Consider the following 15,331-nt stretch of genomic DNA (forward strand, 5'->3'; position numbering starts at 1 on the left):
TGGAGTAGTTGCAAGCATTATTGAGTAAATGCCTTTACTAAAAGATGAAAAAAGCTGGTTCAACTTGAAACTGAGATTTTGTGATGATATATTGGAATCAAAGCAGTCTAAGGGATTAGGGTTAGCCTAGTCCCTTATCAATATTAAAAGCAGCATATAATTAGTTTAAATGATCCGCTCACTCATATTAATTATATTAGTTTCAGTTAAGTAATTGGAATATTTTCAGTGATGTAGGAAGGAAAGAAATTTTTATTGACATAAAAATAAAAGTATGATAGATTTTATTAGGTAACCTGTATATAATATGAGCTACCTATGTTCTGTAGTCATATAGTTTTTTATGTCGTTTTTTCAGGAGGTGTAACAGTTGCGAGTTAAGATTACATTGGCATGTACAGACTGCAAACAAAGAAATTACAATACAACTAAAAGCAAAAAGAATAACCCTGATCGTATGGAGATGAAAAAGTATTGCAAATTCTGCAAGGCCCATACAAATCATAAAGAAACAAAGTAGGTATGTTTAAGAAAATGTGGTGAAGGAAGTGAATGAGAAGTGAGCACCCATGCAAATACTAATAAAGAAAACACAAGAAGCCTAGGGAAATTTTTAAAAGGTGTTAAATCAGAGTTAAAAAAGGTGAATTGGCCTAATCGAAAGGAATTAACAAATCACACAAGTGTTGTTATAGCTGCTTCTCTAGCTGCTACTGCAATACTTTGGGTTTTAGATGCTGCCTTTGGTTTTGGATTAAATCTAATACTACAGTAGCATATTAAAGTTTAAAGGAGGGGAGCGGTATCTATTGATACAATAGGTGCCCCTTAGTTATGACCCATGACGCAAAGTGGTATGTAGTTCATACCTATTCAGGTCACGAGAAAAAAGTGATGATGAATATACAAAAGATGGTCGAGAACAGAGGTATGGAAGATTTGGTACTTGAAGTAAAGGTTCCGACTGAAGAAAAAATTGAAATTAAAAATGGCAAGAAAAAGGTGAAGGAAAGCAAACTGTTTCCGGGCTATGTGCTTGTCAAAATGAAAATGACTGACGAAACGTGGTATCTAGTACGTAATACTAGAGGTGTAACTGGCTTCGTTGGGCCAAGCTCTAAGCCAATACCCCTAACTGATAAAGAGGTTAGAAATATGGGGGTTGAAGAAATACGACAAGAAGTTAATGCCAAGGTGGGAGATAGTGTAAAAGTTATTTCTGGTCCTTTTGAAAGCTTCATTGGTTCAATAGAGTCTATTAACATGGAAAAGCAAACCTTTAAAGTACTTATATCTATGTTTGGAAGGGAAACACCTGTGGAACTAGAATTCCATCAGGTCGAAGCTTTGTAGAGTATTTCATCATTAGAAGTGTAAGCTATTGATATAGCTAAGTTTAAGCAAAATTTAAGGAGGTGCAAAAATGGCTAAAAAGGTAATAGGACAAATTAAGCTACAAATTCCTGCAGGAAAGGCTACTCCAGCACCACCAGTTGGACCAGCTCTGGGACAACATGGTGTTAATATAATGGGCTTCTGTAAAGAATTTAATGCAAAAACTGCAGAACAGGCTGGACTTATAATTCCAGTTGTAATTTCTGTTTATCAAGACAGATCCTTCTCTTTTATAACAAAAACACCACCAGCTGCCGTTTTAATTAAAAAAGCTGTTGGAATAGACAGTGGCTCAGGTGAACCAAATAAAAAGAAGGTTGCAAAAATTAGTAAAGCTAAAATAAAAGAAATAGCTGAAATGAAAATGCCTGACTTAAATGCTGCTTCTATAGAATCTGCTATGAGCATGGTAGAAGGAACAGCAAGAAGTATGGGTGTAGTTGTAGAAGAATAGTATATAAATAAGTGGGAGGTTTCTCACATTTAAACCGCTAATACCACAAGGAGGTCAAGAAAATGCCAAAAAGAGGTAAGAAATATCAAGAAGCAAGAAAGCTTGTAGAAAGCAATAAGCAATACGATGTAAACGAAGCGATTGAACTGGTTAAGAAAACAGCAACAGCAAAGTTTGATGAAACTATTGAAGCCCACATAAAGCTGGGAGTAGACTCAAGACATGCAGATCAGCAGGTAAGAGGAGCTATTGTATTACCCCATGGAACAGGTAAGACTGCCAAGGTTTTGGTTTTCGCTAAAGGCGATAAGGCTACAGCAGCAGAGAAGGCTGGGGCAGATTACGTAGGGGCAGAAGATATGGTAAGCAAAATTCAAAATGAAAACTGGTTTGACTTTGATGTAGTTGTTGCAACTCCAGATATGATGGGTGTAGTAGGAAGATTAGGTAGAGTATTAGGACCTAAAGGATTAATGCCTAACCCAAAATCTGGGACAGTAACCTTTGATGTTGAAAAGGCTGTAAATGAAATCAAAGCAGGTAAAGTAGAATATAGATTAGATAAGACTAATATTATTCACGTACCAGTTGGCAAGGCATCCTTTGAAGAATCAAAGCTAACAGAAAACTTTAGAACCTTAATGGAAGCTATTCTTAAGGCTAAGCCTTCGGCTGCTAAGGGTCAATACTTAAGAAGTGTAACATTGACCAGCACCATGGGGCCTGGTATTAAGGTAAGCCCTGCCAAAATTACAGAATAATATTGTCATTAATATAAATAAATACTATTGACAATATCATATTCCTTTGATAAACTAAGCAAGTTGAAAGTGAATATTTTGCCACAGAAAGTAGGTGCTAATGCTTAAATATCCTACCGAGGCTTTTGATAAATGCTAAACACGCAATGATTCAGGCCTCGTTATGTCCAAACATAAGAGGTCTTTTTATTCGGCAAAATATCATAAAGTAACTACTATAATGAAGGAGGTGACATCCCCATGTTGAAGGCGATTGATGTTAAGAAGCAAACTGTAGAAGAAATTACTGAAAAGCTAAAAAATAGTACAGCGGCTATTCTTGTTGACTATCGTGGTTTAAAGGTAGAAGAGATTACAGAGCTTCGAAGAAATTTTAGAGAGGCTGGCGTAGAATACAAGGTATATAAAAACACCTTAATGCGTATGGCAGCAAAAAATGTTGGGATGGAAGAGCTAGTTAAAGACTTAGTAGGACCTAATGCTATAGCCTTAAGCTACGATGATCCAGTTGCTCCTGCAAGAATTGCAGAAAATTTTGCGAAGGATCATAAGAAGCTTGAATTAAAGGTTGGAATTGTAGAAGGTGCATATTATGACGAGCCTAAGCTAAAGGAGCTGGCAAATGTTCCGCCAAGAGAGGTTCTTATTGCAAAATTACTAGGCAGCTTAAAGGCTCCAGTATCAAACTTTGCTTACTTAGTTAAGGCTTTAGCTGAAAAAAAGGAAGCAGAAGGTGCGTAACAAACTAACCATTAAAGATAAAAACAACAATATGTAAATAATAAAATTCGGAGGTGCTTAAAAATGACAATTGAGCAAATTTTAGAAGCTATTGAGAATATGAAGGTATTGGAATTAAACGAATTAGTAAAAGCAGCAGAAGAAAAGTTTGGAGTATCGGCAGCGGCTCCTGTAGCAGTGGCAGGTGCAGCAGCAGGTGCAGTAGAAGAAGAAAAAACTGAGTTTGACGTAATTTTAGATAACGCAGGATCTTCTAAGATTAATGTTATTAAGGCCGTAAGAGAGATTACTGGACTTGGCTTAAAGGAAGCTAAAGAACTAGTAGATAGTGCTCCTAAGGCATTAAAAGAAGGTATTGCTAAAGAGGAAGCTGAATCTATTAAAGCTAAGCTAGAAGAAGCTGGAGCAGCAGTAACTGTTAAATAAAACATAATAAAATAAAAAGGGACTCCAGTATACTGGAGTACCTTTTTATGTATTTTTTGAAGCTATATTTCTGTTAAACCAATAACTTACTTAAATTTATTATACATCATATCAAGATAAAATTAAATAGATATATACACTTTAGGGTTAATTATAACATTAAATAATATTGCATAATTAATATTGACCTATCATAATACCATGTGATATAATAATACATTGCATCAAACTGTTTTTGTTAGAAATTTCATTAATACTCAATTCATGTATATTTAGCAAAAATCATGTCAATAGTATAAGATGCAGCCTTGTGTGCAAAAAACCAAAAGTAGGGAATTGCTTTTGGGTATTTTCATTGAAGAAGTTATTCAATTCCTTTCTCTATACCTTAATGTCAAGGAGTGAATTTAAAGATGCCACATCCTGTTAAAGTTGGAAAGATAACGAGAATGAGTTATTCTCAGATTGATGAAGTTCAGGATATACCAAATTTGATCGAACTTCAAAAGGAGTCCTATCAATGGTTTTTAGATGAAGGACTACACGAAGTATTCAACGATGTATCCCCAATTGAAGATTACACTGGAAACCTTATCTTAGAATTTGTAGATTATTACTTAGAAGAAACACCTAAGTACGATGTAGAAGAATCTAAGGAAAGGGATGTAACCTTTGCAGCACCATTAAAGGCAAAGGTACGTCTAATTAACAAGGAAACAGGGGAAGTTAAAGAGCAAGAGGTTTTTATGGGAGATTTTCCTTTAATGACAGACACAGGAACCTTCATTATAAATGGAGCAGAACGTGTTATAGTAAGTCAGCTGGTTCGTTCACCAGGAGTTTACTATGCAAGAGAAATAGATAAAACAGGAAAGCATTTGTTTTCAGCAACTGTCATACCAAATCGTGGGGCGTGGTTAGAATATGAAACCGACTCCAATGATGTGGTATCAGTAAGGATTGATAGAACCCGTAAACAACCTGTAACTGTTTTATTAAGAGCTTTAGGCTATGGAACAGATCAACAGATTAAGGATTTATTAGGTGAAGATGAAAGATTATTGGCAAGTCTTGAAAAGGATAATACAAAAAGTACAGAGGAAGGGCTATTAGAAATATATAAGCGACTACGTCCCGGAGAGCCACCTACTGTTGAAAATGCAAGATCTTTACTAAACACCTTATTTTTTGATCCTAAGCGTTACGACTTAGCAAAGGTAGGTCGATATAAATTTAATAAGAAGCTATCTATTGCCAATAGAATAATGGGGAAGAAGGCAGCAGAAAATGTAATTGATCCAACAACTGGAGAAGTACTAATTGAAGAAGGTCAAAAGATTGACCGTAAAACCTCACTGGCAATACAAAACTCAGGAATAAATATAGTTTTAATCTACTCAGAGGACAATAAACCTGTAAAGGTTATTGGCAACCATTTTGTAGACATCAAGGAACATATTTCCTTTAATATTAGCAAGCTTAAAATTAAAGAACGGGTGTATTACCCAGTGTTAAAGGAAATTTTAGATACATTTAAGCAAGAGGAAGAAATAAAAGAGGCCATAAAAGAAAGATACAGAGAATTAATTCCTAAGCATATTATTGTCGCCGATATTATTGCATCCATAAACTATGTATTTAATTTAGCCCACGAAGTAGGTAATGTAGATGATATAGACCATTTAGGAAATAGAAGATTACGTTCAGTGGGTGAGCTATTACAAAACCAATTTAGAATTGGGCTTTCCAGAATGGAAAGGGTAGTTAAAGAAAGAATGACTATTCAGGATGTAGATTTAGTAACACCACAGGCATTAATAAACATAAGACCAGTGGCTGCATCTATTAAAGAATTTTTTGGCAGCTCCCAATTGTCACAGTTTATGGACCAAACAAATCCATTGGCAGAACTAACCCATAAAAGAAGACTTTCAGCATTAGGACCAGGGGGTCTTTCGAGAGAAAGAGCTGGATTCGAGGTAAGGGACGTACATCAATCCCATTACGGACGAATGTGTCCAATAGAGACACCAGAAGGACCAAACATCGGACTAATAAACTCCCTATCCACATATGCAAGGGTAAATGAATATGGGTTTATTGAGTCACCCTATAGGGTGATTGATAAAAAGAGAATGGTTGTAACAAGTGAAATAGAGTATCTAACGGCAGATGAAGAAGATTTATTTATCATTGCTCAAGCTAATGAGCCAATAGATGAAGAAGGCTATTTTGTAAATAAGCGTGTAACTGCTAGAACTAGATTTGGTGGTATTGATATTGTACCCTATGAGGAAGTAGATTACATGGATGTTTCACCTAAACAGGTGGTTTCGGTTGCAACTGCCATGATCCCCTTCTTAGAAAATGATGATGCAAACAGAGCCTTAATGGGATCAAACATGCAACGTCAGGCTGTTCCTTTACTCAATACAGATTCACCAATTATTGGAACTGGTATGGAGCATAAAGCAGCCCGTGACTCAGGAGTCGTAATTGTAGCTAAAAACAACGGTGTAGTAGACAAGGTAACTGCAAATGAAGTTGTTATTAAATGTGATGACGGACAGAGGGATTATTATAGACTATTGAAATTCAAGCGTTCTAATCAAGGAACCTGCATTAATCAAAGACCAATTGTAAGTAAGGGTGAAAGGGTTCAAAAGGGCGATGTAATTGCAGACGGCCCCTCCACCGACCAAGGAGAAATTGCACTAGGAAGGAACTGCCTAATTGGCTTTATGACTTGGGAAGGCTATAACTATGAGGATGCCATCTTGATTAATGAAAAGCTTGTTAAAGAGGATGCACTAACATCTATTCATATTGAAGAGTATGAGGCAGAAGCTAGAGACACAAAGCTTGGACCAGAAGAAATCACAAGGGATATACCAAATGTTGGTGAAGATGCCTTGAAGGATTTAGATGAAAGAGGAATAATTAGGATTGGTGCAGAGGTAAATTCAGGAGATATTTTAGTTGGCAAGGTAACGCCTAAAGGTGAAACAGAACTAACAGCAGAAGAACGTCTATTGAGGGCAATTTTTGGTGAAAAAGCAAGGGAGGTAAGGGATACTTCCCTAAAGGTACCCCATGGAGAGTCGGGTATCATAGTCGATATTAAAGTCTTCACTAGAGAAAACGGCGATGAATTGCCACCAGGGGTAAATGAAATGGTTAGAGCCTATATCGCCAAGAAGAGAAAAATCAATGTTGGAGATAAAATGGCAGGTCGACATGGTAATAAGGGTGTTATTTCTAGAGTATTACCAGAGGAGGATATGCCCTTCTTGTCGGATGGAACTCCATTAGAAATAGTCCTTAATCCTCTGGGAGTGCCATCCCGTATGAATATTGGTCAGGTTTTAGAGGTTCATTTAGGTCTAGCTGCAAAGGCATTGGGTTGGAAGGTTGCCACACCAGTATTTGACGGAGCAAATGAGTATGATATTATGGATGCCCTTGAAGAGGCAGGATACCCTAGAAGTGGTAAGCTTATTCTACAGGATGGGAGAACAGGATTACCCTTTGATAACCCAGTAACTGTAGGCTATATGTATATGCTTAAGCTCCATCATTTAGTAGATGATAAGATACATGCCAGAAGCACAGGACCATATTCCCTAGTAACACAACAACCATTAGGAGGTAAGGCACAGTTTGGAGGCCAGCGTTTCGGTGAGATGGAGGTTTGGGCACTAGAGGCATACGGTGCAGCCCATACCCTGCAGGAGCTATTAACTGTAAAATCAGATGATGTTGTTGGAAGGGTTAAGACATATGAGTGTATCGTTAAGGGAGAAAACATTCCAGAGCCTGGAGTGCCAGAATCCTTTAAGGTTTTAATTAAAGAATTACAAAGTCTATGCTTAGATGTCAAGGTACTAACTGAGGAGGATGCTGAAATAGAAATTAAAGAATCTATTGATGATGATTCTGGAGAGCTTAGTATGGATCACTCGGATTTGGGGCCTGAAATTCAACCAACCTCCGAAATGGAAGAGGATAATTCCGATGAAGATGAAGAAGAAATAGATTTCATTACAGTAGAAGACTTTGAACCTTCTGAGTTTCAACCGGAATATATAAATAATGAAGATGATGATGATATGGATGACTATGATGACGATGATTTTAATTAATAGTTGCTTAAGCTGTGGCTTATTAGACTATAGGGAAGGGAGAGAGACTCCTTGTACGAATTAAACAATTTTGAGTCAATTCAAATTTCTTTAGCATCTCCAGAAAAAATTAGACAGTGGTCTAAAGGAGAGGTTAAAAAACCTGAAACCATTAACTACAGGACATTAAAGCCTGAAAAGGAAGGTCTTTTCTGTGAAAAAATATTTGGACCAACCAAGGACTGGGAATGTCACTGTGGTAAGTATAAGAGAGTTAGATATAAAGGTGTAATCTGTGATCGATGCGGTGTTGAAGTTACCAAGTCTAAGGTAAGAAGAGAGAGAATGGGTCATATAGAGCTTGCTGCCTCAGTATCACATATTTGGTACTTTAAAGGCATACCAAGCAGAATGGGTCTGCTTTTAGATATGTCTCCTAGGTCATTAGAAAAGGTCCTTTACTTTGCTGGGTATATAGTAATTGACACAGGTGAAACACCTTTATCAGAAAAGCAAATATTGACAGAAAAGGAATACTCAGAAGCAATAGAAAAGTATGGTCATCGGTTTAAAGCTGCAATGGGAGCAGAAGCTATAAAAGAGCTGCTACAGAAAATTGATCTACAGCAGCTAAGTAAAGAGCTGAAGCATAAGCTTAAGGAGAGTACGGGGCAAAAACGTGTACGAACTATTAGGAGACTTGAGGTTGTCGAAGCCTTTAGAACCTCCAGTAATAAAGCCGAGTGGATGATCTTAGATGTTATTCCTGTAATACCACCAGAGCTACGACCAATGGTGCAGCTGGATGGTGGACGATTTGCTACATCAGACTTAAATGATTTGTACAGACGAGTTATTAATAGAAATAATAGATTGAAGAGATTACTGGATTTAGGCGCACCAGATATTATAGTTAGAAATGAGAAACGAATGCTTCAGGAAGCAGTAGATGCCCTCATTGATAATGGTAGGAGAGGAAAGCCAGTTACAGGTCCTGGTAATCGTCCACTAAAATCCCTGTCAGATATGTTAAAGGGTAAGCAAGGACGATTTAGACAAAACCTTCTAGGTAAACGTGTTGACTATTCAGGTCGTTCAGTTATCGTAGTAGGACCAGAGCTAAAATTCTATCAATGTGGTCTGCCTAAAAAAATGGCATTAGAGCTTTTTAAGCCCTTTGTAATGAAGAAGCTTGTTGAAGAAAACTATGCACATAATATAAAAAGTGCTAAGAGAATGGTTGAGAAGGTTAAGCCTGAAGTATGGGATGTTCTTGAAGAAGTAATTAGTGAGCATCCAGTACTGCTAAACCGTGCTCCTACTCTTCACAGGCTTGGAATACAAGCCTTCGAACCAATTTTAGTTGAGGGTAAAGCTATAAAGCTTCATCCATTGGTATGTACAGCCTACAATGCCGATTTTGACGGAGATCAAATGGCTGTTCATGTACCCTTATCAGTGGAAGCACAAGCAGAAGCAAGGTTTTTAATGCTATCACCAAACAATATTCTTGCTCCAAAGGATGGTCAGCCGATTACTACTCCTACTCAGGATATGGTTTTAGGAAGCTACTACCTAACTATTGAAGTTCCAGGCACTAAGGGAGAAGGAATGATCTTTAAAGACTATGAAGAAATGCTGATGGCATACGAAAATGGAGCTGTTTCTCTACATGCAAGGGTTAAGGTAAGAAGAAGACTTAATTCCTATGACAAAGGCAAACTGGTTGAAAGCACTGTCGGCAGATTCATTCTAAATGAAAAGCTACCACAGGATTTAGGCTTTGTTGATAGAAATAAGGATCTTTATGGACTTGAAGTTGATTTCCTTTGCGATAAAAAAGGGTTAGGAAAAATTATAGACAAATGCTTTAGAAAGCATGGAAATACTGTAACCTCAATTATGCTTGATTATATAAAATCAAAGGGTTTCCAATTCTCAACCCGAGGGGCAATAACAATAGCAGTATCCGATATGGAAATTCCAAAGGAAAAAGCTGAATTAATCTCATTGGCAGAAGAAAAGGTTGATAAGTATGAAAAGGCCTTTAGAAGGGGCTTAATATCAGATGAAGAAAGATACGAGAAGGTTATTGAAACTTGGACTGAAACGACTGAAAAGGTTACAGATGCATTAATGGCAGGCTTAAACAGTCTTAACAACGTATTTATTATGGCCCATTCAGGCGCTAGGGGTAGTAAAAACCAAATTCGTCAGCTGGGTGGAATGCGTGGACTTATGGCCAACGCTACGGGACGAACTGTTGAAATACCAATAAAGTCAAACTTTAGAGAAGGTCTAACAGTATTAGAGTACTTTACCTCTACCCATGGTGCAAGAAAAGGCTTGGCGGATACAGCCCTTAGAACAGCAGACTCAGGATATTTAACCAGACGTCTTGTTGATGTAAGTCAGGATGTTATTATTCGAGAGGATGACTGCGGTACAAAAAAAGGAATTATAGCTACAGCCTTTAAAGATGGTAAAGAGATAATAGAAGAGCTATATGACCGTTTAGTTGGAAGACATGCACTCAATGATATAAAGCATCCACAAACTGGTGAAATAATAGTGGCTGCTTCGGAGCTAATAAATGAAGACAAAGCTGACTTAATAATTCAATCAGGCATTGAGAAGGTTATGATAAGATCAGCCCTTACATGCAAGACAAGACAAGGAGTATGTGGAACCTGTTATGGTAGGAACCTAGCTACTGGTGAAGAGGTTAAGGTTGGAGAAGCAGTAGGTATTATTGCTGCTCAGTCCATCGGAGAGCCAGGTACACAGCTAACAATGAGAACCTTCCATACCGGTGGAGTTGCAGGGGCCGATATTACGCAGGGTCTACCGAGGGTTGAAGAATTATTTGAAGCTAGAAAACCAAAGGGTCTTGCAATTATTAGTGAAATTGCAGGAAGAATAGAACTAAGTGAAAATAGAAAAAAGCGGGAAGTAACTGTAATTGCTGAGGACGGAGAAAGCATGAGCTATACAATACCCTACAGCTCCCGCATAAAAGTGAAGCAAGACCAGGTTATTGAGGCTGGAGACGAAATCACTGAAGGCTCAGTTAATCCCCATGACATCTTAAGAATAAAAGGAGTAGAAGGTGTTCAATCCTATATTATAAAAGAGGTTCAAAGGGTATATAGGATGCAGGGTGTTGATATTAACGATAAGCACATAGAAGTAATTGTCAGACAAATGCTAAACCGAGTAAAAATTGAAGAGTCAGGAGATACAGATCTTCTTCCTGGTGCTTTAGAAAGTGTTTTCACAGTTGACGAGACCAATAAGAAGACGATAGATGCAGATGGAGAACAAGCGACATATAAGCGAGTTCTACTAGGCATAACAAAGGCCTCACTAGCAACAGAATCCTTCTTATCTGCTGCCTCCTTCCAGGAGACAACTAGAGTATTAACTGAAGCAGCAATTAAAGGGAAAGAAGACAACCTCATAGGTCTGAAGGAAAATGTAATAATTGGTAAACTAATTCCTGCAGGAACAGGAATGAAAAGATATAAGAATATAGCTATTTCTATTGATCATGAGGAAGAGATGTTTGAGGATAATGAGATTCTCTAATTAGCAAATTAACAGTTGACACCTATTTTAACCAATGTTAAAATATTAAGGTGTGTTGATACAAAGTTGACTTTTTTATACTCTGGGAGATAAAAATATCTCCCAGATATTTAAAAAGGGAGGAAACTTTATGCTGGAGATATTACAGCACGAAAAAAAAATTATTGGAATAAAGCAAACTACAAAGGCATTAAAGCAAGGCAAAGCTAAAGTTCTCTATATTGCAAATGATGCTGACCAACATCTATTAAAGCCATTGGTTGAAATGGCAAATACTAATGGTGTTGAGGTTGTTCATGTAGAATCAATGAAAAAACTAGGCAAAGCCTGCAAAATAGATGTAGGTGCCGCTACAGCTGTAGTTTTAAAGTAATAGGAATTTTAGTTAAATGAATTAGCCAAATATTAATTTATCTAAAAATTTTGGATAAATGTTTTTCTGTGTATAAAGTTAAATACTTGGAAGGAGGTGCAATGGATGCCAACAATTAGCCAGCTAGTAAGAAAAGGTAGGAAAGAAGTGTCATATAAATCAACAGCTCCTGCTTTACAAAAAGGTCTTAACTCCTTAAGGAGAAAGTCTACAGATGTTAGTTCACCACAAAAAAGAGGAGTTTGTACTTCTGTAAAAACAGTTACTCCCAAAAAGCCTAACTCAGCCTTAAGAAAGGTAGCAAGGGTTAGACTAACAAATGGTATTGAAGTAACAGCCTACATTCCTGGTATTGGACATAACCTTCAAGAACATAGTGTTGTTCTTATAAGAGGTGGAAGGGTAAAGGATTTACCTGGAGTTAGATACCATATCGTAAGAGGCTCACTAGATACAGCAGGAGTAGCAAACAGAATGCAAAGCAGATCAAAATATGGTGCCAAAAAACCAAAGGCTGCAAAGAAATAGGAATGTCGGAGCGATAATGCATATAGATTATAACTACATTTTAACTACATGTGGTTAGGGCTTAAGAGCATTAAACAGCACACGACGGCTAGTCGAAAGACTTGTCGAGTACCTATGATCAAACACAATTATTGAGGAGGGAAGCGAAGTGCCAAGAAAAGGAAATGTACCTAAGAGAGAAGTGCTGCCAGATCCCATTTATGGAAGCAAGGTAGTATCAAAGCTAATAAACAATATAATGCTAGATGGTAAAAAAGGTATTGCTCAAAAAATTGTTTATGATGCTTTTGAAGTTGTAAAGGAAAAAACAGGCCAAGATCCGCTAGAGGTTTTTGAAAAGGCTATGAATAATATCATGCCTGTTTTAGAGGTTAAGGCTAGACGTGTTGGTGGTTCCAATTATCAAGTGCCTGTAGAAGTTAGACCCGAAAGAAGACAAACCCTAGGCCTAAGATGGTTAGTTGGTTACACCCGTAAAAGAGGCGAGAAGGGAATGACAGATAAGTTGGCTAAAGAAATTATGGACGCAGCCAACAATGTAGGAGCATCTGTTAAAAAGAGAGAAGATACCCACAAAATGGCAGAAGCAAACAAAGCATTTGCCCATTACAGATGGTAAAATAACGTTTAAGGTAGCATAAATTGGTTATGCTATTTAAGACAGTAAAAGCAAATGTTTGTTTTGCAATGAAAGGAGGATAATTCGTGCCTAGGCAGTTTCCACTAGAAAAAACAAGAAATATAGGTATTATGGCACATATTGATGCCGGTAAAACAACAACAACAGAGAGAATTTTGTTCTATGCTGGAAGAATTCGTAAATTAGGTGAAACCCATGAAGGTGCATCTCAAATGGACTGGATGGAGCAAGAGAAAGAAAGAGGAATTACGATTACTTCAGCAGCAACCACTTGTCAATGGCAAGATCATAGAATAAATATTATAGATACACCAGGACACGTGGACTTCACCGTTGAGGTAGAGCGTTCTTTAAGGGTGCTTGATGGCTCGGTGGCTGTTTTCTGTGCAAAGGGAGGGGTTGAACCCCAGTCTGAAACTGTATGGAGACAGGCAGATAAATATCGAGTACCTAGAATGGCCTTTGTAAACAAAATGGATATTTTAGGTGCAGATTATTATAATGCAGTAGAAATGATGAAGGACAGACTTGGAGCTAATGCGGTTCCAATTCAGCTTCCAATAGGAGCTGAAGATACCTTTAAAGGTATTGTTGATCTAGTAAAGAATAAAGCCTTCATGTATATGGATGACCTTGGTCAAAATATTGAAGAGGCAGAAATACCTGATGATATGAAGGAGAAGGCTGCAACCTATAGAGAAGCACTGATAGAAGCAGTTGCAGAAACAGATGAAGAATTAATGATGAAGTATCTTGAAGGTGAAGAACTAACAGAAGAGGAAATAGCTGAAGGTATTAGAAGAGGGACAATTAATGTTCAAATTATTCCTGTACTATGTGGTTCCTCCTATAAAAATAAAGGAGTACAAAGGCTTTTAGATGCAATTGTTGCATATATGCCGGCACCAACTGATGTTCCTGCTATACGTGGAATATCAGCTGATACTCAAGAAGATATTGAAAGACATGCAGATGACAGCGAACCTTTTTCTGCATTAGCCTTTAAAATAATGGCAGACCCATATGTAGGTAAGCTAGCTTTTTTCAGGGTTTACTCAGGTAAAATGGAGTCTGGCTCATATGTATTAAATTCCACCAAAGGCAAGAAGGAAAGAATTGGTCGTATTCTTCAAATGCATGCTAATACAAGAGAAGAGATTACAGAGGTATATGCAGGTGATATAGCTGCGGCTGTAGGCTTAAAGGATACAACAACTGGGGACACATTATGTCATCCAGATCACGCAGTTATTCTTGAGTCAATGGAGTTTCCAGAGCCTGTTATTCATGTAGCTGTTGAGCCTAAAACAAAGGCAGGGCAAGAGAAAATGAGTATTGCCCTTCAAAAACTAGCAGAAGAAGACCCAACATTTAGAACCTATACAGATGAAGAAACTGGGCAAACAATTATAGCTGGTATGGGTGAGCTTCACTTAGAAATCATCGTAGATCGAATGATGAGGGAGTTTAAGGTGGAGGCTAATGTTGGTAAGCCACAGGTTGCATATAAAGAAACAATCACTCAATCAATAGAGGTTGAAGGCAAGTATGCTAGACAATCTGGTGGACGTGGACAATATGGACATGTAAAAATTAGATTGTTCCCACAAGAGCCAGGTCTAGGATATTCCTTTGACAATAAAATTGTCGGAGGTACTATTCCGAAGGAGTATATTCCTGCTGTTGATGCGGGTATACAAGAAGCTATGGAAAACGGTATTTTAGCTGGATACGAAGTAGTTGATTTAAGGATAGAGCTTTATGATGGTTCTTACCATGAGGTGGACTCTTCAGAAATGGCATTTAAAATAGCTGGATCTATGGCATTTAAAGATGGTATGAAAAAGGCAAAGCCTGTACTGCTTGAACCATACATGAAGGTGGAGGTTGTTACTCCAGAGGACTATATGGGTGATGTAATTGGAGACATAAACTCTAGGCGTGGTAAAATAGAGGGAATGGAACCAAGAACAGGAGGAGTACAAGTAATTAAATCATATGTACCATTATCAGAAATGTTCGGTTATGCAACTGATCTTAGATCAAAAACTCAAGGTCGTGCAACCTACTCTATGCATTTTGATCACTATGAGCAAGTACCTGCAAGCATTGCAGAAAAGGTTGTTGCAGGAAAGTAATGGGTTTAAAATAGAATAGCAGCCAATTATTAACTGCTATTCTATTAGCATAAATTCATTTTATAAATTTAATTAATTATTTATGTTGAATTAAGGAGGAGAAGAAATGGCAAGGCAAAAGTTTGAAAGAACTAAACCCCATGTAAACATAGGAACAATAGGACAC

The 15,331-nt window shown here is 37.5% G+C and carries 13 protein-coding genes and 1 other annotated feature; all 13 genes read left to right on the forward strand.

Going from position 1 to position 15,331, the window contains the following annotated elements; genetic code table 11:
- Positions 1-370: 370 nt before the first annotated feature.
- The 13 genes from rpmG to fusA all read left to right on the forward strand — a co-directional run bounded on the left by rpmG (position 371) and on the right by fusA (position 15,165).
- The gene (rpmG, locus tag F8154_RS14680) at positions 371-520 is read left to right on the forward strand and encodes a 50S ribosomal protein L33 (RefSeq protein WP_151862366.1); all 150 of its coding nucleotides are present in this window, start codon (positions 371-373) and stop codon (positions 518-520) included.
- Positions 521-559: 39 nt separating this feature from the next.
- Positions 560-775 (forward strand): preprotein translocase subunit SecE, encoded by a 216-nt coding sequence (gene secE / locus F8154_RS14685; RefSeq protein ID WP_151862367.1) that lies wholly within the window; start codon positions 560-562, stop codon positions 773-775.
- 59 nt (positions 776-834) lie between these two features.
- Entirely contained in the window at positions 835-1,353 is a 519-nt protein-coding gene (nusG, locus tag F8154_RS14690; RefSeq protein ID WP_151862368.1) for a transcription termination/antitermination protein NusG, read from the forward strand.
- A gap of 70 nt (positions 1,354-1,423) precedes the next feature.
- A complete protein-coding gene (gene rplK, locus F8154_RS14695; protein ID WP_151862369.1) occupies positions 1,424-1,849 on the forward strand; it encodes a 50S ribosomal protein L11 in 426 nt (141 codons plus the stop codon).
- A 62-nt stretch (positions 1,850-1,911) separates the two neighbouring features.
- Complete coding sequence (rplA, locus tag F8154_RS14700; RefSeq protein ID WP_151862370.1) at positions 1,912-2,610, forward strand: 50S ribosomal protein L1; 699 nt, start codon at positions 1,912-1,914, stop codon at positions 2,608-2,610.
- A 63-nt stretch (positions 2,611-2,673) separates the two neighbouring features.
- Positions 2,674-2,808: a sequence feature (ribosomal protein L10 leader region), on the forward strand.
- Positions 2,809-2,850: 42 nt separating this feature from the next.
- On the forward strand, positions 2,851-3,351 hold the full coding sequence (gene rplJ / locus F8154_RS14705; RefSeq protein ID WP_151862371.1) for a 50S ribosomal protein L10: 501 nt from the start codon (positions 2,851-2,853) through the stop codon (positions 3,349-3,351).
- 63 nt (positions 3,352-3,414) lie between these two features.
- Positions 3,415-3,777 carry a 50S ribosomal protein L7/L12 gene (rplL, locus tag F8154_RS14710; RefSeq protein ID WP_151862372.1) on the forward strand — a complete coding sequence of 121 codons (363 nt, stop codon included), beginning with the start codon at positions 3,415-3,417 and terminating at the stop codon, positions 3,775-3,777.
- Positions 3,778-4,190: 413 nt separating this feature from the next.
- On the forward strand, positions 4,191-7,919 hold the full coding sequence (gene rpoB, locus F8154_RS14715) for a DNA-directed RNA polymerase subunit beta (RefSeq protein WP_151862373.1): 3,729 nt from the start codon (positions 4,191-4,193) through the stop codon (positions 7,917-7,919).
- A 51-nt stretch (positions 7,920-7,970) separates the two neighbouring features.
- Positions 7,971-11,486, forward strand: coding sequence for a DNA-directed RNA polymerase subunit beta' (rpoC, locus tag F8154_RS14720; protein ID WP_151862374.1), 3,516 nt, complete (start codon positions 7,971-7,973; stop codon positions 11,484-11,486).
- A gap of 130 nt (positions 11,487-11,616) precedes the next feature.
- On the forward strand, positions 11,617-11,859 hold the full coding sequence (locus F8154_RS14725; RefSeq protein WP_151862375.1) for a ribosomal L7Ae/L30e/S12e/Gadd45 family protein: 243 nt from the start codon (positions 11,617-11,619) through the stop codon (positions 11,857-11,859).
- A 105-nt stretch (positions 11,860-11,964) separates the two neighbouring features.
- Positions 11,965-12,387, forward strand: coding sequence for a 30S ribosomal protein S12 (gene rpsL, locus F8154_RS14730; RefSeq protein WP_151862376.1), 423 nt, complete (start codon positions 11,965-11,967; stop codon positions 12,385-12,387).
- Between the two features lie 148 nt (positions 12,388-12,535).
- Complete coding sequence (rpsG, locus tag F8154_RS14735; protein WP_151862377.1) at positions 12,536-13,006, forward strand: 30S ribosomal protein S7; 471 nt, start codon at positions 12,536-12,538, stop codon at positions 13,004-13,006.
- A gap of 86 nt (positions 13,007-13,092) precedes the next feature.
- Complete coding sequence (gene fusA, locus F8154_RS14740) at positions 13,093-15,165, forward strand: elongation factor G (protein WP_151862378.1); 2,073 nt, start codon at positions 13,093-13,095, stop codon at positions 15,163-15,165.
- The last annotated feature ends 166 nt before the right edge of the window (positions 15,166-15,331 follow it).

The sequence above is a fragment of the Alkaliphilus pronyensis genome (genome assembly GCF_009017275.1).
Classification (GTDB): Bacteria; Bacillota; Clostridia; order Peptostreptococcales; family Natronincolaceae; genus Alkaliphilus_C; species Alkaliphilus_C pronyensis.